This is a genomic window from Acinetobacter sp. ANC 3929 (genome assembly GCF_000369405.1).
In the GTDB taxonomy this organism is placed as follows: Bacteria; Pseudomonadota; Gammaproteobacteria; order Pseudomonadales; family Moraxellaceae; genus Acinetobacter.
Window position 1 is genome coordinate 578,281 of record NZ_KB849998.1, and the last position, 22,623, is coordinate 600,903.

General features: G+C 40.4%; 23 protein-coding genes and 1 tRNA gene. 10 read left to right on the top strand and 14 right to left on the bottom strand.

Annotated features, from left to right (window positions below):
- Positions 1–108 precede the first annotated feature (108 nt).
- Entirely contained in the window at positions 109–2,034 is a 1,926-nt protein-coding gene (locus F909_RS13580; protein WP_005147542.1) for a hypothetical protein, read from the bottom strand.
- A 177-nt stretch (positions 2,035–2,211) separates the two neighbouring features.
- Here F909_RS13580 and F909_RS13575 point away from each other — a divergent pair, with 177 nt between their 5' ends.
- Both F909_RS13575 and F909_RS13565 read left to right on the top strand, forming a co-directional pair.
- Positions 2,212–2,898 (top strand): hypothetical protein, encoded by a 687-nt coding sequence (locus F909_RS13575; protein ID WP_157407579.1) that lies wholly within the window; start codon positions 2,212–2,214, stop codon positions 2,896–2,898.
- 22 nt (positions 2,899–2,920) lie between these two features.
- A protein-coding gene (locus tag F909_RS13565) for an IS3-like element ISAba22 family transposase (RefSeq protein WP_085940844.1) occupies positions 2,921–4,086 on the top strand; the annotation gives its coding sequence in 2 pieces (ribosomal slippage) (positions 2,921–3,179 and positions 3,179–4,086; 1,167 coding nt in all).
- A 239-nt stretch (positions 4,087–4,325) separates the two neighbouring features.
- Here the strand turns inward: F909_RS13565 and F909_RS13560 are convergent.
- The gene (locus F909_RS13560; RefSeq protein WP_005147546.1) at positions 4,326–5,057 is read right to left on the bottom strand and encodes a Fic family protein; all 732 of its coding nucleotides are present in this window, start codon (positions 5,055–5,057) and stop codon (positions 4,326–4,328) included.
- A gap of 206 nt (positions 5,058–5,263) precedes the next feature.
- On the opposite strand from F909_RS13560, the gene F909_RS13555 reads away from it, so the two are divergent.
- Together F909_RS13555 and F909_RS13550 are read left to right on the top strand one after the other, a co-directional pair.
- Entirely contained in the window at positions 5,264–5,569 is a 306-nt protein-coding gene (locus tag F909_RS13555; RefSeq protein ID WP_001126068.1) for a hypothetical protein, read from the top strand.
- Complete coding sequence (locus F909_RS13550; protein ID WP_005147548.1) at positions 5,566–6,816, top strand: type II toxin-antitoxin system HipA family toxin; 1,251 nt, start codon at positions 5,566–5,568, stop codon at positions 6,814–6,816. The genes F909_RS13555 and F909_RS13550 overlap by 4 nt, the downstream gene beginning before the upstream one ends.
- A 379-nt stretch (positions 6,817–7,195) precedes the next feature.
- On the opposite strand, the gene F909_RS13545 is transcribed toward F909_RS13550, so the two are convergent.
- Positions 7,196–7,996 (bottom strand): SDR family NAD(P)-dependent oxidoreductase, encoded by an 801-nt coding sequence (locus F909_RS13545; RefSeq protein WP_005147550.1) that lies wholly within the window; start codon positions 7,994–7,996, stop codon positions 7,196–7,198.
- Between the two features lie 145 nt (positions 7,997–8,141).
- Between F909_RS13545 and F909_RS13540 the strand changes: the two genes are divergently transcribed.
- Entirely contained in the window at positions 8,142–8,468 is a 327-nt protein-coding gene (locus F909_RS13540; protein WP_005147552.1) for a gamma-glutamylcyclotransferase family protein, read from the top strand.
- Between the two features lie 100 nt (positions 8,469–8,568).
- Positions 8,569–8,644, top strand: a tRNA-Thr gene (locus tag F909_RS13535).
- A 9-nt stretch (positions 8,645–8,653) separates the two neighbouring features.
- Here the strand turns inward: F909_RS13535 and F909_RS13530 are convergent.
- The 4 genes from F909_RS13530 to F909_RS13515 all read right to left on the bottom strand — a co-directional run bounded on the left by F909_RS13530 (position 8,654) and on the right by F909_RS13515 (position 12,511).
- Entirely contained in the window at positions 8,654–9,076 is a 423-nt protein-coding gene (locus F909_RS13530; protein ID WP_005147555.1) for a GFA family protein, read from the bottom strand.
- Positions 9,077–9,083: 7 nt separating this feature from the next.
- Positions 9,084–9,911, bottom strand: a complete 828-nt coding sequence (locus F909_RS13525; protein WP_005147556.1) for an SAM-dependent methyltransferase — start codon at positions 9,909–9,911, stop codon at positions 9,084–9,086.
- Positions 9,912–9,913: 2 nt separating this feature from the next.
- Positions 9,914–11,212, bottom strand: a complete 1,299-nt coding sequence (locus F909_RS13520) for an FAD-dependent oxidoreductase (protein ID WP_005147557.1) — start codon at positions 11,210–11,212, stop codon at positions 9,914–9,916.
- 432 nt (positions 11,213–11,644) lie between these two features.
- Complete coding sequence (locus F909_RS13515; protein ID WP_005147558.1) at positions 11,645–12,511, bottom strand: pirin family protein; 867 nt, start codon at positions 12,509–12,511, stop codon at positions 11,645–11,647.
- 285 nt (positions 12,512–12,796) lie between these two features.
- On the opposite strand from F909_RS13515, the gene ycaC reads away from it, so the two are divergent.
- Together ycaC and F909_RS13505 are read left to right on the top strand one after the other, a co-directional pair.
- Positions 12,797–13,423: an isochorismate family cysteine hydrolase YcaC gene (gene ycaC, locus F909_RS13510; protein ID WP_005147560.1), complete on the top strand. Its 627-nt coding sequence runs from the start codon at positions 12,797–12,799 to the stop codon at positions 13,421–13,423.
- Between the two features lie 50 nt (positions 13,424–13,473).
- Positions 13,474–14,421, top strand: coding sequence for a LysR substrate-binding domain-containing protein (locus F909_RS13505; RefSeq protein WP_416202065.1), 948 nt, complete (start codon positions 13,474–13,476; stop codon positions 14,419–14,421).
- 10 nt (positions 14,422–14,431) lie between these two features.
- Here the strand turns inward: F909_RS13505 and F909_RS13500 are convergent, their stop codons facing one another.
- Positions 14,432–15,352 (bottom strand): LysR substrate-binding domain-containing protein, encoded by a 921-nt coding sequence (locus tag F909_RS13500; protein ID WP_005147572.1) that lies wholly within the window; start codon positions 15,350–15,352, stop codon positions 14,432–14,434.
- Positions 15,353–15,487: 135 nt separating this feature from the next.
- Here F909_RS13500 and F909_RS13495 point away from each other — a divergent pair, with 135 nt between their 5' ends.
- Positions 15,488–16,165 (top strand): hydrolase, encoded by a 678-nt coding sequence (locus F909_RS13495; protein WP_005147577.1) that lies wholly within the window; start codon positions 15,488–15,490, stop codon positions 16,163–16,165.
- A gap of 66 nt (positions 16,166–16,231) precedes the next feature.
- Here F909_RS13495 and ssb read toward each other — a convergent pair whose 3' ends face one another.
- The 3 genes from ssb to F909_RS13480 all read right to left on the bottom strand — a co-directional run bounded on the left by ssb (position 16,232) and on the right by F909_RS13480 (position 19,430).
- Positions 16,232–16,813 (bottom strand): single-stranded DNA-binding protein, encoded by a 582-nt coding sequence (ssb, locus tag F909_RS13490; RefSeq protein ID WP_005147579.1) that lies wholly within the window; start codon positions 16,811–16,813, stop codon positions 16,232–16,234.
- A gap of 51 nt (positions 16,814–16,864) precedes the next feature.
- The gene (locus F909_RS13485; protein ID WP_005147581.1) at positions 16,865–18,226 is read right to left on the bottom strand and encodes an MFS transporter; all 1,362 of its coding nucleotides are present in this window, start codon (positions 18,224–18,226) and stop codon (positions 16,865–16,867) included.
- Positions 18,227–18,383: 157 nt separating this feature from the next.
- Entirely contained in the window at positions 18,384–19,430 is a 1,047-nt protein-coding gene (locus F909_RS13480) for a DUF475 domain-containing protein (RefSeq protein WP_416202066.1), read from the bottom strand.
- A gap of 208 nt (positions 19,431–19,638) precedes the next feature.
- On the opposite strand from F909_RS13480, the gene tenA reads away from it, so the two are divergent.
- The gene (tenA, locus tag F909_RS13475; RefSeq protein WP_005147584.1) at positions 19,639–20,313 is read left to right on the top strand and encodes a thiaminase II; all 675 of its coding nucleotides are present in this window, start codon (positions 19,639–19,641) and stop codon (positions 20,311–20,313) included.
- A gap of 150 nt (positions 20,314–20,463) precedes the next feature.
- On the opposite strand, the gene F909_RS13470 is transcribed toward tenA, so the two are convergent.
- The 3 genes from F909_RS13470 to F909_RS13460 form a co-directional block, all read right to left on the bottom strand.
- Positions 20,464–20,817, bottom strand: a complete 354-nt coding sequence (locus F909_RS13470; RefSeq protein ID WP_005147586.1) for a DUF1304 domain-containing protein — start codon at positions 20,815–20,817, stop codon at positions 20,464–20,466.
- A gap of 69 nt (positions 20,818–20,886) precedes the next feature.
- Positions 20,887–21,864: a zinc-binding dehydrogenase gene (locus tag F909_RS13465; protein ID WP_005147588.1), complete on the bottom strand. Its 978-nt coding sequence runs from the start codon at positions 21,862–21,864 to the stop codon at positions 20,887–20,889.
- Between the two features lie 3 nt (positions 21,865–21,867).
- A complete protein-coding gene (locus F909_RS13460; protein ID WP_005147589.1) occupies positions 21,868–22,470 on the bottom strand; it encodes a TetR/AcrR family transcriptional regulator in 603 nt (200 codons plus the stop codon).
- Positions 22,471–22,623: the final 153 nt, after the last annotated feature.

Sequence of the window (22,623 nt, forward strand, 5' to 3'; positions counted from 1 at the left end):
CTGATTCTAATAGATAATATTTAATACCCACTAAGCTTAACTCATTTTATGCAAGGTTAAGCCTACAGGTGAAATAATTTGGGCAAGGCTACCCTTAATCTGTTTGACTTATTTTGAAGCTAAAGTTGAGAGTAAATCTGAGTAGCTATGCGCTAACTTTTCATCATCAAAACGATCTTCGCTTGGCACAGCATGAGCTTCTGTTTCTGCCATACAAGAGACAGGCAGAAGTCCGAATTCTTTCAACTGCTCTAAGGTTGGAGATAATTTTGAAATTTCATCTAGCATAGGGAAATCATTTCGTAAGGGGCATATTTCCAAGTAACCAACAAAATATTGATTGGCGGTTGCTGTCCGATCCATTATAAAAAAACAAGTGCTTCCTGTTTGCCCCAATGAGCGAGGCATAATGCGAAAAGATAAATTTTCTAGTGGAATACGATGTGATACCTGATAATCAAGAAACTCTTCTTTTTTCTCGGATTCTTCTTTTGAACGATATTCAAGAAATTTAGAGAGAAATGAAATTTGATTATAGGCAATCAAGTCCATGACTTTCATTAAAAATTGTGAAATACGAGCTCGTGACATCTGCATCCACTTTGTTCTCTCTCGCCCTAAATCAAATGGCTTTGCAGTGATCTGATCTTTTTGATCCTGTGTCGTAAGAACATTATTAAATTTTAATTGAATAGCCTTCTCATCTAACTCATATGGCTCAAGATAAGCTCTAACATCTAATCTTGTTATATGATCTTCACGAATCTCAGATCGATTCTGAGCCATTAAGCCCTCACGAAGCAATCTATCCTGACTATAAATTCGGGCACACCATTGCTCAAGTACGCATTGCAATAGTCCAAACCTATCATTCCGTCCATGTGGAGTGAATCTTGCCGCATCACCCTTTTGCCCTTTGTTATTTTCTTGAATATGGACTTGCTCCTTATTATTCTCACAAAACACATCATGTTTCCCATCTATTTTTAATCCCTTTAAGACCTTATCTCGGATCGGCAGCTCATCAAGTTCAGTGTAAAATTGGAATAATTGAGAGACTTCAAAATTCTGAACATCTTGAAATACTCTTCTCTCATGCTCTGAATTCATCCAACACAGTGGATCCTTCAATAAATAGGAATTCTCTTTTTTAAGAATATTTATGGTTTTGCTGTGATCAATATTCTCCTTTTTCAGACTGGCTTCTTGAAATAAGTTAAATAAGGAAGCGATCTTCTGTACTTCAAATACATGTGGTTCAGGATATTTAAGAATATAGAAGTTCCCATAAATTGCACCCTCTCCCCAAAAAGCATGTGAAAGGTTCAATGCATATACAGGCGCTTCCAGTTGGATAAAACTATTTCCAATTGCTCCATTCGCTTGGCTACGTATCATCCCTACTTCTTTTAATTGCTTAATGGCTCTAGAAACTGCCCTATTGGTCAACCCAGTGCATAACATTATCTCTGGCATTCCACAGTCAAAAACAAAGCCAAAAGCATCACTTTTACTGAGTAGTGCAAATAGAACCAAGCAGCTTCTAAAATCAAAAAAATTATTCTGTTGTGCAATTTCAGCCTTATTCGTAACTTTAATCTCTGAGGTATTTGTGAACAAAATCTTAATAAACTGGAATAGAGGGAAATAACGCTGCATTTTTTTATATGTAGTTGTAAGCTGTTCATCCAAACTATTTGGATCATTAAAATCTGAATTCAAAGTTTGAATGACTAATTTTATATGGCGTACTCTTGCCCGTTCTCTTTGTCCAGGAAAACTCAACTCAATCAATTCAACCCTTTCTAATTCGGCAAGTACTTCCCTTAGTTTTTTATGTTGAACCCCAATTTGCTTTGCCAACTTCTCTAATGGCAAAGAAACAGAATCTATCCCAAATTGACAGATCAACTGTTTCATCACCCACAATTCATACGCAGAGATATTTTTAAGCCTCTGTCCAAAAAGTTCTAAAAATAATATTAATTTCTTCTCTTCTTCACTTAGTTGAAGCACAGATATTATTTTCTTCATATTTATATTAGATTTTCATCATAGGCTTTTCACTTACCGTACCATATTCTCAAGATAGGCACAAATTGGTGATTAAATATTTTACTTAACGTTTATTTAATATTTAAAATTATTTGAATAACGTTTATTTAATGGTAATAATTAAAGGTATTGCAAACTCCTCAAATAGGGTCGAAAGTGTCAAAAAAAAGCATGAGTCTTCAAGCCTGGCTAGAGAAGGAATTTATTCTTAAAAAAGAGTTTATTAAGCAAGAAGTAGAAAAGAGTGGAGCTTTAAAAGTTACATTTACCAAAGACAATAAGCGATTTATTATTCCTGAATTATTTGATGAAGTTGAACCTTCGAAGCAATTCCATTTGCCTGTACTAATTCCATTTCATGAAAAGTTAGGTTCTGGTATGGCCTTAGATGAAAGTACTTTTTCACTTTTAAAACGGAAATTCAGAGCATTTAAGTTTCAAAACAAGAATAAAGAAGAGGATCGTATTAAACTTCAAATCCATATCAGCAAGAAAACTCTTTCACAATTCGATAAAATTTCTAAGGATAATAATTTAAAAGACACAGTTGATTGTTTAGAATATATAACAAATAAGCATTATACTAATCAGCAGGAGCATAAGAAAGAAATTGAAAATCTAAAAACAGAATTACAATATAAAGAAGATAAAATCAGAAACCTAGAACACGATGTTTCCTCTCTACGCAAAATCATTAAGCAAGAAGAAAATGTAAAAAATAAAAGTAGAGACGACTTGGTAAACTATCTTATACGTACCTCAATCAATGCAAATTGTAAGTTGGCCGAATATGAGTCCTTGATGTGTGCTGAAAAAACAGGAGGTTTTAACTTGGTAAACTAAACACACTCATCAGGAGTTTACCATGAGCAAGAAACACAAGACTTACACCACAGAATTTAAAGCTGAAGCCATCAAATTAATTGAAGCCAATCAAGGCAATGTCTCGGAAACAGCTAGACAACTTAGCATTTCAATGCAAACTCTTTCAAATTGGAATACCAAAGCAAAGGCTGGAACTTTAGCAGGTACAAAACAGTATTCACCTGATCTAAACGCTCTACTCGAAGAAAATAAAAAACTCAAACAACAGCTCAAAATAGCTGAAATGGAACGTGAATTTTTAAAAAAGGCAGCAGCGTACTTTGCCAAAGAAAGTCAGTAAGGTACGCCTATATGAAACAAAAAAGATATTCTTTTCCAATTACCTTAATGGCTCGATTACTTCATGTTTCAGTTTCATGTTTTTATGATTGGCTCAAGAGAGGCGTGAGCAAAAGAACGATTCAACGAAATCAACAGACGATATTGGTGAAAATAGCCCATGAGGAGACAAGGCAGAGCTATGGTTATATTCGATTAACCAAATACTTACAAGCTCAGGGTATAAAAATGAGTATGTACGCTGTACGTCAGATAAAAGCGCTGAACCACCTGTATTGTAAGCGACACAAGCGTTTTAAAAGGACTACGAATAGTGACCATAATCGAGCGATCTATGAAAACCTGCTGGAGCAACAATTCTCAATGACTAGACCAAATCAAGCATGGTCAAGTGATATTACGTACATATGGACTGTTGAAGGATGGCTGTATTTAGCAGCGGTAAAAGACCTTTACACGAAGCAAGTGGTTGGCTATAGCTTAAATGAGCGCATGACAACACAGCTTGTTTGTAATGCGCTAAATATGGCTATTCACAATCAAAAACCAACCAAAGAACTGATTGTGCATTCAGACAGAGGAAGTCAATATTGCAGCCATGAATATCGAAATATACTTGAGCAATATGGTTTTCAAGGTTCAATGAGCAAGCGCGGAGACTGTTACGATAATGCACCGATTGAAAGCTTTTGGGGAATATTGAAAAATGAGTTAGTTCATCATTACAACTATCAAACTAGAGAAGAAGCCAAAGCAGATATTATAAAATACATTGAGTTATTTTATAATCATCGAAGAATTCAAAAGGGTTTGGGTTTTAAGACACCAAATCAAATGGCCGAAGACTTTTATAAGTTGGCTGCCTAGAATCTCCCAAGGGAAAGTCTCCTGATAATTCAGCGTATATCACCTTTATAAAGAATCAATCCGATCTTAATCTTGAAATAATCCCCCTCTTATCTCAAGAAGAAGCGCAGAAAATTAAAACAAAATTTGAGAAAGAACTTGGACTAACAAGGCTTAAAATATATGCGTTAAATTCGTCTGATCTAGTCGAGGGTATCGATAATTTTAAGTACTGAGTCATGTAATGGGGATAGAATTATTTAGATCCCCAAAACTATCTGATAAGGCTTAAATCCATCCAGTACAACCCCACCAATCAAATTGATGAATGGTTCTGTCTTACCATAAGCCGTCCATTGATCTAGAGCCTCATAGTAGGCCAAGCGATTTTCTACAGTAATTACACTAGGTGGATAGCCAGCTTTTAATAGTTCCAGATTCATCAGTAACCGAGATGTTTGGCCATTCCCATCAACAAAAGGATGGATACCAACGAAATCTGCATGGACTTTGGCTGCTCGCTCAACTGAATGCAATGTATGAGCTTTAGTGTTATACCAATCTATAAACTGAGCCATTTTGTGATTAAGCAAATTGTATTCTGGCAGATTGGTTGTAGCACCTGAAATTAATACGTTCTGCTGGCGATATTGCCCAGCATTCTCATCTTCAATATTTTTCATGATCAATTGATGGATGTTCCGAATTTGACACTCTGAAAAGGATTCTTGTTTTTTTCTAATATCTTCGATATACAAGATTGAATCACAATGATTGATAACTTCAAAATGCTCTTTTAATGCTTTACCTCCTACAGCAATACCCTCTAGAACAACTTTGGTCTCCAATAGGGTTAAAGTATTACCCTCAATCGCATTGGAATGGTAAGTCCAGCGTAGGATTAAATCTTCATGGAGATTTTTGACGATTGCAGGCGAAAGAGGTCGATACTGATCCAATTTAGCGTTTAAATCATCAATGGTCTCAAACATGCTTTGTCTCTACCTTTGTCATGAAATGATCGTACATAAAAACTATCACAATAAAATCCAAGGACGACAACCCTATTTATACTCAAATAAGAGTACCAGAATTAGTACAAGCTACCCTAGATTAACAGTTGACTCACAACAAAACTGGGAATATATTCCCATATATATACAAAATATAGGAATATAGTCCTAGTTTAGGAGGATTTATGCCGAAAAGAGATCTATATAAAATTTTGTTCCCCAAACAGCGTAAGGCATTGACCACTTTTGGGGAAGATCTATTACTCGCTATGAAGCGTCGTGGTTGGACTAAACAAATGATCTGCGACCGTACTGGATTTGATAATAAAACAATAAATAAAGTTTTTGCTGGAGATCCCAGCGTGGCAATCGGTACATATATCAAGGTAATGGGAGTGTTAGGTATGGAAGATAATTTTGCCAAATTAGCAGCCCATGACGAAGTGGGAATTAAACTGCAAAATATTAAATTATTAGAAGGTTCAAAATGACCCGAAATATAGTAGATGTTTATGCTTCTTGGTTACCTATTGATTCACCATTACTTACAGGGCAATTAATGTTTGCTGAGACAAGTCGTGGCGGTGTATTTAGTTTTGCTTATGATAACTCATTCTTGACGTCAGAATATCGTCTTCAACTTGATCCATTCTTAACACTCCATCGTGGTGAACTTTATAACGACCTTCCAGATAAGAATTTCCGTATATTCTTAGACTCATCCCCTGACCGTTGGGGACGAATTCTGATGCAACGCCGTGCGGCAATAGAACATCACAAAGGTTTACGCTCAAGTGCCAGACTCACGGAATTGGACTATTTACTGGGCGTGCATGATTCTTTTCGCATGGGAGGAATTCGTTTTAAAACAGCAGAGTCTGATAATTTCTTAGATGACAATGACGAGTTTGCAGCTCCTCCAATGACTTCATTACGTGAACTAGAATATGCCGCAATCCAAATAGAAAAAGATGAGAACATTGACAGTGAAGAATATTATCAGTGGCTTAAATTATTAATTTCCCCAGGTTCTTCTTTAGGTGGCGCTAGACCTAAGGCTTGTGTGACCGGTGAGCATGGACATCTCTGGATCGCCAAATTTCCTAATCAGAAAGATACATTCGATGTAGGAGCTTGGGAGTTAGTCTGTTATGAATTGGCTCGATTAGCTGGAGTAGAAATGTTTCCAAGTGAAATACGCCGATTCTCTTCAGAACATCATACTTTTCTCACTAAACGATTTGACCGCCAAGGAACTGAACGAATCCATTTCTCATCAGCAATGACTCAACTAGGGTACTACGATGGTGAACATTCAGAGGGGGCCAGTTATCTTGAAATAGCCGAGTTTCTAACCAATAACGGATCACAAACAAAAAAAGATCTAGCTCAACTATGGCGCAGGATCATCTTTAATATTGCAATATCAAATACAGATGACCATTTAAGAAATCATGGCTTTTTATTAACTGATAAAGGATGGAGGTTATCACCTGCATATGATCTTAACCCTATTGTAGGTAACCGAGGTTTACACCTTAATATTACAGATACAGCTAATGCACTTGATTACAGCTTGGCATTTGAAGTGATTGATTTTTTCCGTTTATCTCAAGAGGAAGCGACTCAGATTTATGATGAAGTATTATTGGCGGTAAAAAAATGGCCAAGCATTGCAAATCGGTTGGGCATTAGTCGTAGTGAACAGCTAATCAAACAGGAAGCTTTCAACGTATAATGGTTGTATTTAGATAGAATAGAAATTGATATACTATTAAGGACAACATAAGTTTTCAGTCTACATCACTATTAATTCAAAGACTTTACCCATGTAGTTCGACTTCGCCTACCCTCATGCAGTTGGGGGTATAACTGGGGGTAAAATACAAAACACGAAATTTAATTTTCATTAATTATCATATTCTTAAGTTTAAAAGTTAATTCCCTCTCTCGCCAGAATTTTTATTCATGTGATTGCATGAAATGAGAAAGCTTAAATCGAAGGGTTTAGGCTTTTTTATTTTAAGAAAATAATGTTTCTTCGCACCCAAATCTTTCATTAAAATAATCAATTAAACAAATAACGATATTCACATCTCAGCAAACAGCATTTTCGATTAGCTAATTGTTGCGCCACCCGTCATATTCACTACTGTTGCTGTCATTGCTCCAGCTTGATCAGATGCTAAAAATGCAGCCATTTCTGCAACTTGCTCAAGTGTTGGTAATCTCTTTAACATCGTACTTTGCGTAGCTCCTTCTAACCACTGTTCCACTGTGAGTCCCATTGCTTGGGCTTTTGCAGTAAATACCTCACGAGTATATGAACCCGCCTGAATTGCATCAGAAATTGCATGTGATCTTATACAAACAGCCCGAATATTCTTAGGTCCAAGTTCACTTGCCAACGCTTTGACAAAGGCCTCTATAGCAGCGCATCCGACAATGTGACCCAAATGTCCAGGCACAGCCATTGAAGCTGCAGGCGCAACAACACTAATGATGACTCCTGCACGATCATGCCCTCCCATAAAGGGAAGCACTGCTTTACATAGATTAAATTGTGCGCTAAGAAAGGGGGTGACCCCCAACAAAAATTCATTTAGATTCAATTCTTCAATGACTTTACCTTGGTCATGTATAAAGCCCGTCGCATTGATCACAATATCAATACCACCTGTTTTTTCTGCTAAATTAATGATTTGTTGATTCATCTGCACGTCATCAAAGACATCAACAATAAACGTATCAACACTCCCCTCAGCATTATGTATCTTCTCTCTCACCAGATCTAACTTATTTTGATTACGCGCACCCAGACAAACATGAGCGCCTTCTCGTGCTAAAACAGCTGCAATTGCTCCACCAATTGCACCACTACCACCAAAGATCACAGCAACTTTATCTTTAACGAACATGTCGACACCATCCTTTTGAGCCCATATCACTCAAGTTATTGCATAAAATTTAAGCACACACAATTTTAGGCGATCAGTTGCGTTTCTATTGGAAAATCTTGAGTTATCTCTGCTACCCTATTTCTTTTACTTTCTACCTTTCACTATGCTCAGTTTATTTGTTTACGGTACTTTAGGGCCAAACCGTCCCAACGCCCATATCATGGAAAATATTGGCGGTACATGGGCAGACGCACATGTATTTGGCACACTCAAACAACAAGGTTGGGGAGCTGAACTGGGCTTTCCAGGCATTGTGCTGGATCAAAGCGAAAATCGAGTCTCTGGCTTTGTCTTTTTCTCAGATAACCTAGAACAGCACTGGCAAGCACTGGATGAATTCGAAGGTGCAGGCTATCAACGTGTGCCCGTTAAAGCACATTTAAGCACAGGCGAAATCGTTGATTCCTTTGTTTATGCACTCAATACATAAGTCAAAATTGGCGAAAATTCGAAGATTCAATTAAATTTATCTGATTGCTCATTTTTTCGCTTGTTTTTTTAAGCAGATTCTGTAGAATTCTCGCCACGTTGCCGGCATAGCTCAGTTGGTAGAGCAACTGACTTGTAATCAGTAGGTCCACAGTTCGAATCCGTGTGCCGGCACCATTTCTCGCTTTACTCTCGTTTCTTCCCCATCATTTTTTCAAAATGCGAAATATTCGGATTTAATAAATCCCATTCATTTGCATGACTCACAAAACATTCTGCTTGCGGTTGATACAGATTTGGATCATCCAAGGTTCCTGCACGTATTGAAATCATCTCAGGTACCAGTTCTGGTAAACCAAACATTTGCGAACCACAGTTGGGGCAAAATGCACGGCGGATCGGCTTGCCAGATAATCCCAAAGATTCAAAATATTTCAGCTCACCTTCAATTTTCAATTCAGATTGATGAAAGAAGGCAATCGGCGCATAGGCGCTGCCTGTAGCTTTCTGACAGTCACGACAATGACAATTAAAACGATAACGTGGCGTAACTTCCGCCTGATAGCTCACGGCCCCACACAGGCATGAACCTTTATATTCATTTGGCATTTTGTTCTCACTTTTTTACTGCACTGATTTGAATATAACGCACTAATCCATCTTGGTAGAGTTTTCGGCACAACTTGGCAGTCATGTTTATTTTGAATTGGGCCAGATCAAAAACTGTTTTTTCAATTTTTCGTGTTTCGATATATTCAGCAAAACCATTCAATACAGGTTCAGAAAAATCCTGAATTTCAATGTCACTAAAACCATGCTGCACCAAACTCTGTGCAAGCTGCTGCTGACCCATCAAGTGTTGCCAGTTCACATCTGCACTTTTTAATAAGTAGTGATATTTCTGTTTTTGTAGATAAGTACAATTCTGCCAATTCTCTGACCACATCAGTGTGTGAAAAGCAATTCGACCTTTTGAATTCAAAACGGTAGATGCCGAATCAAGAAATGAATTCAAATGACTGTGATAGGCGGCATCTATACACAGCACCACATCAAATGAATTTAAAAGTTGCAGGGCTTTTAAATTCAAAAAAGATTCACAATGAATTTGCACTTGCGGCAATTGTTTTTGAATTCGTTTGACGCAATCAGCTTGTAGCTCAACTGCACTGAGCTGTTGAATTTGATAATGCGTCAACCAGTGTAATAGGCTTGCGCCTTGTCCACAGCCGAGATCTAAGACACGATCGGTTGCTTGAAGTTGAGTTGATCGTGCAATCTGATCCGCCAGACTTCGACAGGCCTGTGGATAATCATGATGCTGATCTTGCCAAAAACCTAAATTACTCCAAGCAAGCAATGCATCATCACCGAGCCGTTTGGCATCAATCGCATATTTATGCCCAATGACTTTTTCAATCAGTGCTTGCTTGAAGGTGGCCATGCTTAATAGCCGAGTTCAGGTGCAACGGCTACTTTCGGTTTCAATCCAACAAATGGCACAGACGCGCCTAAAATTTCAGAAATATGCATCGCAGAGGTCACTGCTGATTCTAAAATTGGCAAGCCATCACATGACCATGAACCGCAATAAAATACTTTGCGATTTAAATCTAAATGGCGTTGCTGAATTTGTTTATTCAGGGCCACCGTTTCCGAATCGACTACTGCACGGGTGAGTTTGACCTTGGAAATAATTTTCTTCGGATCGATATCAATCACAGGGCACCACGTTTGGAATACGGCATTTTTACCCACCAAGCTTGGCTCAATCGCATTAATCCACACGGTAAACTGCTGACGGGTAAATTTACGATCCATCATATAGCTCAACACGGCCCAATCTTTACGACGCTCTGGCATTACAATTGGATCGGTATGAATGACTAAATCACCTTGTTCAAAACGGAACTTTTTCAATAGGGCAATGTCTTCGGCAAATTGTGGCTGCTTCAGAAAATCTTCAATCACAGGCGTAGGTGTCGCAATCACCACACGGTCAAATAACTGACTTTCACCTTGCTCATTTTCCACCAGAACTTTTTCGCCCTGCTCTTCCACTTTTTTAACTGGAGAACCGCTATGAATTTCGATACCTTCAATCAGGCGATTGACTAGCGCAGGTGTGCCACCTTTCATACGCAATAGCGCTTCACCTTCAGTCAACTGACGGATAAATTCCAGTAAAGGTTTGGCAGGCCATTCCCCAATGGTTTTGGGATGGCACGTACAAATTGTGTACAGAACTGGCATCACCGTGCCATGCCAAAATACTTCCTCAATATGATATTGATTCATGAATTCAGCTAAGGTGATGTCTTGATTATCCGATTTAAAGAATTGGTGAACCGCTGTTTTCAGTTGCAGCATGCCTTTGACCAAACGCCAACCATATTGCTGAATCCCTTTGCGATTATTAATAATTGGGAAATTGCCGATTCGACTACGTGACGTCGTCAACCATGTATCGGTCTTATCTTCAAACAACCAACTGCAAGCCATAAAGGTACGGACAGGAAAGGTTTCAATGCCCAAGTAGCTTGCCAAGCTGAGCGTGTTTTGCCAAAGCTTTGGATTCATTACACGTAATGGAGCATCAATAATACCACCATCAAAATCAATACTATGACTATCCATGCCTCGTCCAGCGAGTGCTTCGAATATAGTCACCTTATGCCCTGCATCATGTAGGATTCTGGCTGAGGCAAGTCCTGCCATTCCACTGCCAATAATTGCAATATCCAAAATTATGTCCCATCAGTTGATGATTTTTCTTGATTATGACCGATAGTTAAGCGAAACGCGGTATTAAAAAATACCAGATTCAAGGCTTCTGCCAGAGTTTTGTCGTAATATCGTTGTTGGATTCTTGTTACATTTTATCACAAATTGCATTTCTATCTTAACATGATGAAAAAATTAAATTTATTACACTTTAGGACACAAAAACATACAGAACATTCTATATTTTTTCATTTTCAACGCTTTATAGTCTTTGCAAAGCCCAATATTAGTGCTATTTTTATTAAACAATAACGAGAACAAAGTCACATAACAAGCTGAATAATTATAAGTGACATAATATTAAAAAAATCAATAGAGGACCCTTACAGCGAAAGCCTATCACTCTAAAGGAGTGATAGGCTTTCTTATATAAGCACCTGATTTAATTTAAAATTAAGCTTCCATTGAACCAAATTTACCACTATTGAAATCACGAACTGCTTCTACGATTTCCGCTTTGCTATTCATGACAAAAGGCCCATAACCTTCAATCGGTTCATTCAGGGGCTGACCTGTCAAAACCAAGAATTTACTGTCCTGTTCGGCCTTCATACTAAAGTCAATTTCTTCGCGACTCAGCACCACTAGACTCGGTGCTTCAATGCGTTGACTTTCATTTAAGGTAACCTGACCGGCGAGCAGCACCAATAAAGTGGTATGGCCTTCAGTGACATAGAAGGTATGTTGCTGATCTTTAACAAGACTGCCATCCCACACATTGACTGGACTAAAAGTGGTTGCTGCACCCGCAGTATCTTGATATTGACCTGCAATTACACGCATTTCACTGCCTACATCATCCAAGGCAATATGTTGAATTTGATCTGCTTCAATCGCTTGATATTTCGCTGGCGTCATTTTTGACTGCGCTGGCAAATTCACCCACAACTGCACCATTTCAAATAAACCACCTTGATGAGCGAACTCAGGTGAATGGAACTCTTGATGCAGGATACCGCCACCCGCAGTCATCCATTGCACATCACCCGCTTTGATGGTGCCACCACCACCACTTGAATCTTTATGTGTCACTTCACCTTTATAGGCAATGGTTACTGTTTCAAAACCACGATGTGGATGCGACCCCACACCATGCTGCGCTGTGGTTGGATCAAAGCGATAAGGTGCCGCATAGTCCAACAGTAAAAAAGGACTGATGCTTTGGCCTAAACGGTCATAAGAAAACAAGTTATAAACTGGGAAACCATCACCCACCCAGTGCATGTGTTTGTTTTGATACACACCAAGAATTTTTTTCATTCGGTTTCTCCTATAGGTTAGAAGTTCTGTTCATGAGGTCAATTTTACGCCTCCGTGAATCTTGCTTATAGCCACAGATTAGCAACACATTATTCTATCTATAGGACAATTAAATTAATAAAACTAGATACTGCTCATGATGCTATCAATCATCCCATTTTTGATATTGTTTATCTCATTTTTCGCCCTTCATCTACCTTTAAAATTTATCTAGCATAATTCCAAGCACTAGCTAAAAGAGCTGCTCTTTTTAAATTCTTTTTACAAAAACATGAGGATACAACCATGACTAAAGATTATATTCGCCTAGATAAAGACAATGCTGCCGTGCTGTTGGTCGATCACCAAACAGGCCTGCTTTCTTTGGTTCGAGATATCGATCCAGATAAATTCAAAAATAATGTATTAGCACTTGCTGATGCAGCTAAATATTTCAATCTGCCAACAATTTTAACCACCAGCTTTGAAAATGGCCCCAATGGTCCACTCGTCCCAGAACTGAAAGACATGTTTCCTGATGCGCCTTATATTGCCCGTCCTGGTCAAATCAATGCATGGGACAATGAAGATTTTGTCAAAGCCATTAAAGCCACAGGGAAAAAACAATTAATTATTGCCGGCGTGGTCACAGAAGTATGTGTGGCATTTCCTGCACTGTCAGCATTGGCAGAAGGTTTTGAAGTATTCGTGATTACCGATGCTTCGGGAACATTTAATGCGCTCACCCGCGATGCTGCGTGGGATCGTATGTCACAGGCAGGTGCACAATTGATGACTTGGTTTGGAATGGCATGTGAATTACATCGCGACTGGCGTAATGATATTGAAGGCCTGGGTGCATTATTCTCCAACCATATTCCTGACTATCGCAACTTAATGAATAGTTACGCACAAAATACTGCTCAAAAATAAAGCTTTCGAAGAAAAGATTAGGATAGTTAATGCTATTCTAATCTTTCAATATTTATTGGATTCGACTTGCTTTGATCAATTCATTTGATGACTTTCATTATTTCTATCTAGTGGTGAAACATGGCGGATTCAGTGCAGCCAGTGAAGCTGAAAATATCAGTAAATCCAAACTCAGTCGTCGTATCATTGAACTTGAACATAAATTTAATGTCAGCCTGATTCAACGAACAACCCGTCATTTTAAGGTCACTGAATTAGGTCAAGAGTTCTATGAAGAATGCTGCAAAGTGATTGCACAGGTAGAATGTGCGGAAAATATCTTGCTCAAACAAAAGAATGAACCGCAAGGCATCGTTAAAATCAGCTGCCCACCTTTGATGATGCATTTCCAAATTCGGAAATTACTGAATCAGTTTTTGAAAAGCTATCCAAAAGTTGAAATCTCTTTAGAACTCACCAGCCGTCGCGTTGATGTCTTGCATGACGATATCGATATCGCGATTCGAACCAGTTTTGAGCCAAATCAGGACTCTAGTCTCATCGTCCGTGATGTAATTCGCACCGAGCATTGTTTAGTGGCAGCTCCGGAATTATTAGAAGGCAAAACCATTCAGCATTATTCAGAGTTACAGCACTACCCGAGCGTGGCTTTGGGCATTCAAAAACATCAATATTATTGGCATTTATGTCATGTCAACCGCGATGAAAGCGTGGATGTGCCTTATCAACCCCGAGTTAAAAGCAATGATTTAGCTGGCGTGTATTATGCCGTCAGCGATGGTCTTGGGATTGCTGACCTCCCCTATCTCACCGTGCAAGCCGATATTGCAAAAGGCAAGCTGATTCATCTACTGCCTGAATGGAAATCCAATCGGGGTACGGTTCAATTGGTCTATGCTTCTCGTAAAGGTCAACGTTTGGTGGTCGAAAAGCTGATTGAAACGCTCATGGAGGGTCTACGTGAATTGGCAAAAACTGACAGTGGCTATTCTTTATAGTGCAGTTTTTTTAATAGAGCACTGCGTTCTGTTGCTTCAATTCAGCAAATTTTTTCACCAAAAAATCGATCAATAACTTCATCGATGGGAGTAATCCTCGCCTTGAGGTATAAACCAAATGGATCAGTTCCGCTTTGGGCTGCCATTCTGGTAAAACGTGAATCAAGCGCCCCTGTTTAATATCTTCTGCCACCATTAACTCTGGTAATTTAGCCACACCCAAACCCTGTAGCGTGGCCTCTCTTAATGCAGTCAAATCAGTGGTGGTCAAGCGAGGATGGCACTGAACTTTGAGTTCTTGCTGATCATGAGAAAATAACTGCCAATAATATTCAGGTGCAAAGGACTCCATCATCAAAATCGGGAATTGGGTCAATTGCTGTGGCTCAGTAATTGAATAGAACTGATGCAATAAATCTGGACTGGCAACAATAAACTGACGCGCCAAAGCCAGTTCTCGCACAATTAATTCACTATCTGTCAAAGGCAAAGGGCGAATCCGTATCGCCAAATCAAAACGTTCATTGATCAAATCCACACGGCGATTGGTTGCTTCGACATGCAGGTTAATTTTAGGGTAAAGCTGCAAAAACTCGTTCAGCATCGGGCTAATATTGATATGCAACAAATTGGTCGGACAAGACAGTTTAATCAATCCCCGTGGTTCGGCAGTTAAGAATTCAATCGCTTCTTCAGCCGCCTCGGCTTCAATCAACATGGCTTTGCAGTGCTGATAATAGATTTTACCCACTTCAGTAATCGACACCTGTCGGGTGGTTCGATTCACTAATTTAACCCCAAGCCGCTCCTCTAATTCGGCAATACGGCGACTCAATAGAGACTTGGTCACCATCAATTCTTGGCTGGCTGCTGAAAAGCCACCACAATCGATTACTTTCACGAAGAAATATAAGTCATTTAAATCTTTCATGTTTATTTTCTCGACTTAAGTACGAGGATTAATTGTTCTTTTAGTATGACAATATATCCTATCATAGGTATTTTTCACCCATTGTCCTATCTATATCATCAATTATACCAACGATAACATGATGAGGATACAACAATGACAATGCCAGCAAATTTCAATGGTCAAGCACCAGTCATCGATGTCAATGATGCCGTAATGCTGTTGATTGACCACCAAAGCGGCTTATTCCAAACCGTCGGCGATATGCCAATGCCTGAGTTACGTCAGCGTGCTGCGGCACTTGCCAAAATCGCAAGTTTAGCCAACATTCCAGTAATTACCACAGCATCTGTACCACAAGGTCCAAATGGTCCTTTGATCCCAGAGATTCATGCCAATGCACCACATGCACAATATGTCGCACGTAAAGGCGAAATCAATGCATGGCATAACGAGGACTTTGTCAAAGCAGTCAAAGCAACTGGTCGCAATACATTGATTATTGCTGGCACCATTACTAGCGTATGTATGGCCTTCCCTGCAATCAGTGCAGTTGCTGATGGCTATAAAGTCTTTGCAGTGGTTGATGCTTCTGGTACGTATAGCAAAATGGCAGAAGAAATTACCTTGGCACGTGTGGTACAAGCAGGCGTAGTGCCAATGGATACCGCAGCAGTCGCTTCTGAAATTCAGCGCACTTGGAACCGAGACGATGCACTGGAATGGGCACAGGTTTATACGCAAATTTTCCCTGCGTATCAGCTTCTGATTGAAAGTTATAGCAAAGCTCAAGAAGTCGTGACCAATCATGAGACCTTAGATTCTGCACGCTAAAAAGCACCGCCAACAAAAAAGGCATAAAACTCAGTTTTATGCCTTTTTTATATTTACGAATCGGATCTAGAACGGTAAATCATCGTCTAAATCAGCAGGTGCTGCAGCAGCGGGTTGCGGTGCTGCTTTTGGTGAGTTAAAACCATTACCTGCTTGAGGGCTACCCGCATAATTGCCTTGATTGCCACCGCCTTGACCATAACCATTTTGGTTGTTGTTATTGTTATAGCCTGTATTTTGGTAACCACCACCTTGGTTATTATTGTTGTTAAAACGTGGTTGATTAAAGTCACCACCGCTCTGCTCGCCTTGTTGACGGCTATCGAGCATTTGCATTTGATCACCACGGATTTCAGTGCTGTAACGCTCTTGACCATTTTGGTCTGTCCATTGACGGGTACGCAATGAACCTTCGATATACACTTTTGAACCTTTACGCAGATATTGTTGAGCAATTTCACCTAAACGGTTGTGCAACACGATACGGTGCCATTCTGTTTGCTCTTTACGCTCACCTGTACTTTTGTCCATCCACGATTCACTGGTCGCAATCGAGAATTGAGTCAACGATCCACCATTTGGAAAGGTTTTAGTTTCTGGATCTTTACCTAAAGTACCTACTAAAATAACTTTATTCACACCACGCATTAGCTGTCTTCATCCTATATATTTCTATGTTTTACTTTATAAGAGTTATGATTAAATGGCTACCTCTTTGCCTATCAAGTGCGTTAAATCTTGTCGCCCAGCATCATCAATGCACTGTTTGTCGACTTTAATATAGGCAACTTGCTGTTCAGGCATCACCACGACTTCTTCAATACCACGAATCGCCAACAGTTTTGAAGTCCATTCATCTGTTTGTATGGCCTGAGGTAAAGGCAACACAATGGAAGATAAATATCTTGGCTGCGCCAGACCAAAACTAATCAGCAGCCATATTATAGCAATCCCCGTTAACACACTCCACCCGAGCGCAGTATTCTGTAACATCAAAAGCTGACCACCCAAAGTGCCGCCAAAGAATGCCCCTAAAAACTGACTGCTGGCATTGACACCCATTGCAGTCGCTTTGGACTGAATCGGTGCTGCTTTTGACAGCCAAGAAGGTAATAAAGCTTCCATGACATTAAAGGCAATAAAGAATAATCCAAGTCCAGCGAGCAACACATACTTAGATTCGTAACCAAAAATCAGGATCAATAAACCACCGATAATCCCAGCAATTGCGGTAAGAAAAATGCCACGCATCTTGCGATATTTTTCCGCGATGATGATGCTTGGAAAAGCAAAGAACAGGCTGATCACTAATAGCGGTAAATAGACTAAACCATGCTTCGCCAATGGGATTTGTGCATATTCAATCAACTGCGAAGGCACATAGATAAACATCGCTGTCAGCAATAAATGCAATGCAAACACTGAAACATGCAGGCGATTCAGCTCCCCCATTTGGATGACTTGTTTCAGCTGATTCAGATAGCCCTGCTGATAGTTGCGATGATGTCGCGTCACTTTAGGAACCAACAACAACATTAAAATCGCTGCCAAGCCCATAATGGTGGTGACAAAGAACAGGCCTGAAATACCGACTAAACTGGTGAGCCACGGCCCTAAGCTAAAAGCGATAACGAAGGATAAACCAATACTCATGCCCATCGCTGCCATGGCTTTGGTTCGCTGTTCTTCACGGGTCACATCGGCCAGTAAAGCCATCACTACGGCTGAAACAGCACCTGCACCGGCAATCGCACGACCAATAATCACACCATAAATCGTGTCAGATAAACCTGCGATTGCACCACCAATTGCAAACAGCAATAAGCCTAGCACCACGAGGGGTTTACGGCTAAAACGATCGGCCAATAAGCTAAATGGAATCTGTAAAATTGCCTGGGTTAAGCCATATACTCCGACCGCAAGACCAATTAAGGCTGGCGTGGCGTAATGATAGGATTGTCCTGCCACTGAAAAGACAGGAATAATCATGAACAAGCCCAACATGCGTAAGGCAAAAATGCTACTTAAGGCAAAAGTTGAACGGCGTTCTAAAGCATTCATTGTTGATAAGACACTATAACTGGCTCAGCGAATTATAAGCCATTCGCCTACAAAGGTTGTAAGTAGATTATGAAAAACACAATCTTTCTGCGGAGAAAAAATAAAGGAGCCATATTCGCTCCTATATTTATCATATCGAATCAAGCTGAAAGCAAACTTAAGAGGCTTGCTGTTCCCGCTTGCTATATTGGATTGAGGCGATGACTGCCCAAACAATAAAGGCTACACCGATTAAACCGGTCACGATTTCAGGTACATGCAAGCCCGTACCACTTGCGATCATGATGAATGCCAGAGCACCAATCGCATAATGCGCGCCATGTTCCAAGAAGATGTATGCATCTAAGGTGCCTTTCTCAACCAAATAAATGGTCATTGAACGAACGAAGATCGCACCAATTGCCAGACCGAGCATGATAATCACCACATCACTGGTAATTGCAAATGCACCGATCACACCATCAAAACTGAACGATGCATCAAGTACTTCAAGGTAAAGGAAACCACCAAACCCTGCTTTGACGACACCTGTCGCTGCGCCATTTGAGTCATGAGTCACTGCATTGCCATTCTCATCAATTTCAGGTTCACCACCCAACAAATGACTCAGTACTTGTACACCAATATACACTACGATGCCCCAGATACCGGCCATGGTCACTGCCAAACGAGCCGATTCTTCCACATTTGCAGCCATGATAAGCATCGCAATCAAGGCAAGGAAAACAGACATTGCAGGTACGCTAGCCAAATGCGCTAATTTTGCTTCTAACCATTTAAACCAATGGGTTTCTTTACCATCATCAAAAAAGAAGTTCAGGAATACCAGCAACAAGAACGTTCCACCAAATGCTGCAATTTCAGCATGATGTGCCATTAGGCGTTCTGAATAGGTCTTTGGATCATTCAATGCCAATTTAGCCACTTCAATCATCCCCATATCCGCAGTCACAGCCACGATGACGACAGGGAAAATTAAACGCATACCAAATACGGCAATCAGGATACCCACCGTTAAGAAGATCATCTTCCAGAAATGATCCCAACCACGCAGTACCGATGCATTCACAACCGCATTATCAAATGATAAAGAAACTTCCATCACTGCCAAAATTGCAGTGATTGTTAATGCCTTAAGCATCGTCGAAACACCTGCTTCTGGGCCGTGCGTATAGCCCCAGTAGGCAGATAGTGCTAAACACACTACCGTAAAGAAAATTGAGAACCGGAAATGCTTCATGAGCAACCTTTTATTCAAATTGTCGGGGGGATAAAAATGTGTCTATTGTAGGCGAGTTTGAGTTGAAATAGACAAAAGATTGTTGCACTTATTTTGAAGAAAAAATTATCGCGACAAGACTCTGCTATAGTGCTGACAGATTTTTTTAGGCTTGCTTTAATAGGTTCAATCCATGACGTTTTCTCAAGATGTTTGGCAACGTAATCAAGACTTATATCAAAAAATATTAGCACTCCCGTTTAATCAAGAACTTGCAGCAGGTTCATTAGACCGTGAAGCCTTTTGTCACTATGTCATTCAAGATGCACATTACTTATTGGCTTATGGTCGTGCTCTCGCTGTTGCTGCGGCAAAAGCCTATGAAGCGGATGATGTCATTCAATTTTCTGAAGCGGCTAAAATTGCGATTATTGTGGAACGCAGTTTACACAGTGACTTTATGCAGGAATTTGACATCAGCAAAACCGAGTTTGAAAGTACCCCGCTGACCCTTGCTTGCCATCATTACACTTCTTTTCTCACTGCAACAGCATGGTCAGAAAGCTATCCTGTGATTCTGGCGGCACTCCTGCCATGTTTTTGGATTTATGCTGAAGTGGGTAAAGATATCGTCAGTCAGTCGGTTGAAAATAACCCTTACCAAGCCTGGATCGATACCTATGCAGGTGAAGAATTTAATACAGCAGTGCGTAATGTGATTGCGACGGTTGATAAAGTGGCTGCACGTTGTGATGAAGATACTTTGGCGAAAATGCATGCGGCCTATACCATGGGGGCAAAACTGGAATGGTTATTCTGGGACAGTGCCTACCAACAACGTCAATGGTTAGGTCTGGATCAGGCTTAAATCCCTTCCTGCACTTTTCTCAAGACATAAAAAAGCCCCAATTAAGGGGCTTAGTCGTATATCGTATCGTCCGATATACTGTATGAGGCTCATCTCAAACTGAGTCCATTAAAGCATAAATCAGATCACATGCCTACTTTTATTGCCAGATTAAAAAACATTCACCACGATTAAAGCAATCAATGCAGGTACAGCCTGAATATAGATAATCTTTTTACTCGCGGTGAGACCACCGTAAATCCCTGCAATCAAGACACAAGCCAAAAAGAAATTGGCAATCGCGATTGCATACGTAACGGGTGCCAGTAATGACCAAAATAAACCTGCGGCAAGAAAGCCATTATATAGTCCCTGATTTTGTGCCAACACTTTGGTGAGCTGTGCCTTTTCAAGACTATTGCCAAAGGCTTTTAAGCCATAAGGTTTGTCCCAAAGAAACATTTCCAGCACCAAAATATAGACATGTAATAATGCGATTAGCCCGATGAGTAATTGTCCAAGCATCTGATTTTTCCTTTTTATGATGACGACTTTGGAAGAGACCAGCCTCTCGGCTGGTGGTAAATGTTTAGATTATGGCTGTAACAAGACCTTACCCTGACGTGCACCTTGTGTTGCTTTAAGCGCAGCAGTCTTAATCTCGTCAAAACTGAATACTCCTTCAACTGGCAAAATCAGTTTCTTCTGAGTCGCCAATGTAATCAGTTCCACGAACAAAGCCTTTTTACGTTCCGCTGGCATTTCTTTATTCACGACACTGGCCCAGAAACCTTTTACGGTCGCCTGTTTAAAAATCAGGTCACCCGATGAGATCTGCATGGTTTCGCCTGTCATGCTGCCAAATGAAACCAATAGGCTATTTTCACTGAGTAGATTCAACATTTCACCACTGGCACTGCCACCAATTGAATCTACTCCTGCAATTAGCGCTTGATCTGCATGGATGGCTTTGACTTGCTGTTTCCAATCTGGCTGATCCGTCGCCACGATGTGCTGGATACCCAATGCCTGCATTTCTGCAATCGCATCAGTACGGCGAACTAAATTAATGACTTGTAGTCCACGAGCTTGGGCAATCATCGCAACGGTTTTACCCACTGCACCATTGGCCGTATTTTGAATCAACCATTGGCCTGCTTGTAGATTAACAAAATCAAGTAGCATCAAGGCACTGATTGGCATGCCGATCAGTTGAGCTGCCGTTTCATTGTCGATTGCATCATTTAACGGAATGATGCTTTGTGCAGGGGCAATAAAATATTCTGCCCAACTGCCATGTACGCCAGCAACCGCAACACGCTGTCCCAGTTTACTTTCATCGACACCTTCGCCGACGGCATCGACAATGCCTACCGCTTCACTGCCACCAATGGCTGGGAGTGTTGGCTTATAGCCATAACTGCCACGTACGGTGCAAACATCATGGTTATGCATAGGAGACATGATGGTTTTAATGCGAACTTCACCTGCTTTAGGTTCAGGCTGTGGCATTTCTGCCAGCTGCAATACCTCTACAGGTTCACCAAAACTTTGATGGATAATACTTTGCATGGTTTATTCCTTAATCGGCTGTAACAGCTGCTGTGTGGTTTCTAAAGCTAAATGTAGCGGCGCTTTGTCTTGAGCTAGCTTGGTCATCAGGGCCGCACCCAACCACAATTGATACATGACTTGGGCTGTTTTGAGTGGGTCAAGATGCACAGGGATTGAGCCTTGCTGTTGCCCTTCTTGTAATAACAAGGCCACGCGTTGCGTCAATCGATGTACCCCGAGATTGAGAATTTCACGCATGTCCTCGGATAAGTCCGCAACCTCCGCCGCCAGTTTCACAATCAGACAATTTTCCGCCCAACTGCCATAAACTGGGTCCTCAATCCATGCTTGCCATAAAGCCATCAGACGCGCATAGGCACTTTGTTCGGTATGCTGCCAAAGCTGCTCTACGCGGACCTTATAATCCGCCATATATTGTTCGAGCAAAGCGCAGCCAAATGCTTCTTTAGAAGCAAAATAATGGTAGAACGACCCTTTCGGGACATCACAGGCTTTGAGAATCTCTTGCAAACCAACACCGACAAACCCCTTACGCAACACCAATTCAAAGCTGGTATCGAGGATATGTTGTCGAGTGGTTTCACTTTTATTTGATCGTTTCATGCTCACACTATAAATCAATATTAGACCAGTCGTCTAGTAAATTATGTATTTTAATTCGTGATCAATTTTTACATGGCAATCTGTGGCATTGAATGCTAAAAATACTAGGCGCATCGCGTGAGATAAATGTGAACCAGTTCATTAACCGTCACA

Bases quoted from the DNA above. Each gene is read 5' to 3' on its own strand.
- F909_RS13580 (WP_005147542.1), bottom strand. From the start codon at position 2,034: ATGAAGAAAATAATATCTGTGCTTCAACTAAGTGAAGAAGAGAAGAAA.
- F909_RS13560 (WP_005147546.1), bottom strand. From the start codon at position 5,057: ATGTTTGAGACCATTGATGATTTAAACGCTAAATTGGATCAGTATCGA.
- F909_RS13555 (WP_001126068.1), top strand. From the start codon at position 5,264: ATGCCGAAAAGAGATCTATATAAAATTTTGTTCCCCAAACAGCGTAAG.
- F909_RS13550 (WP_005147548.1), top strand. From the start codon at position 5,566: ATGACCCGAAATATAGTAGATGTTTATGCTTCTTGGTTACCTATTGAT.
- F909_RS13545 (WP_005147550.1), bottom strand. From the start codon at position 7,996: ATGTTCGTTAAAGATAAAGTTGCTGTGATCTTTGGTGGTAGTGGTGCA.
- F909_RS13540 (WP_005147552.1), top strand. From the start codon at position 8,142: ATGCTCAGTTTATTTGTTTACGGTACTTTAGGGCCAAACCGTCCCAAC.
- F909_RS13530 (WP_005147555.1), bottom strand. From the start codon at position 9,076: ATGCCAAATGAATATAAAGGTTCATGCCTGTGTGGGGCCGTGAGCTAT.
- F909_RS13525 (WP_005147556.1), bottom strand. From the start codon at position 9,911: ATGGCCACCTTCAAGCAAGCACTGATTGAAAAAGTCATTGGGCATAAA.
- F909_RS13515 (WP_005147558.1), bottom strand. From the start codon at position 12,511: ATGAAAAAAATTCTTGGTGTGTATCAAAACAAACACATGCACTGGGTG.
- ycaC (WP_005147560.1), top strand. From the start codon at position 12,797: ATGACTAAAGATTATATTCGCCTAGATAAAGACAATGCTGCCGTGCTG.
- F909_RS13500 (WP_005147572.1), bottom strand. From the start codon at position 15,352: ATGAAAGATTTAAATGACTTATATTTCTTCGTGAAAGTAATCGATTGT.
- F909_RS13495 (WP_005147577.1), top strand. From the start codon at position 15,488: ATGACAATGCCAGCAAATTTCAATGGTCAAGCACCAGTCATCGATGTC.
- ssb (WP_005147579.1), bottom strand. From the start codon at position 16,813: ATGCGTGGTGTGAATAAAGTTATTTTAGTAGGTACTTTAGGTAAAGAT.
- F909_RS13485 (WP_005147581.1), bottom strand. From the start codon at position 18,226: ATGAATGCTTTAGAACGCCGTTCAACTTTTGCCTTAAGTAGCATTTTT.
- tenA (WP_005147584.1), top strand. From the start codon at position 19,639: ATGACGTTTTCTCAAGATGTTTGGCAACGTAATCAAGACTTATATCAA.
- F909_RS13470 (WP_005147586.1), bottom strand. From the start codon at position 20,817: ATGCTTGGACAATTACTCATCGGGCTAATCGCATTATTACATGTCTAT.
- F909_RS13465 (WP_005147588.1), bottom strand. From the start codon at position 21,864: ATGCAAAGTATTATCCATCAAAGTTTTGGTGAACCTGTAGAGGTATTG.
- F909_RS13460 (WP_005147589.1), bottom strand. From the start codon at position 22,470: ATGAAACGATCAAATAAAAGTGAAACCACTCGACAACATATCCTCGAT.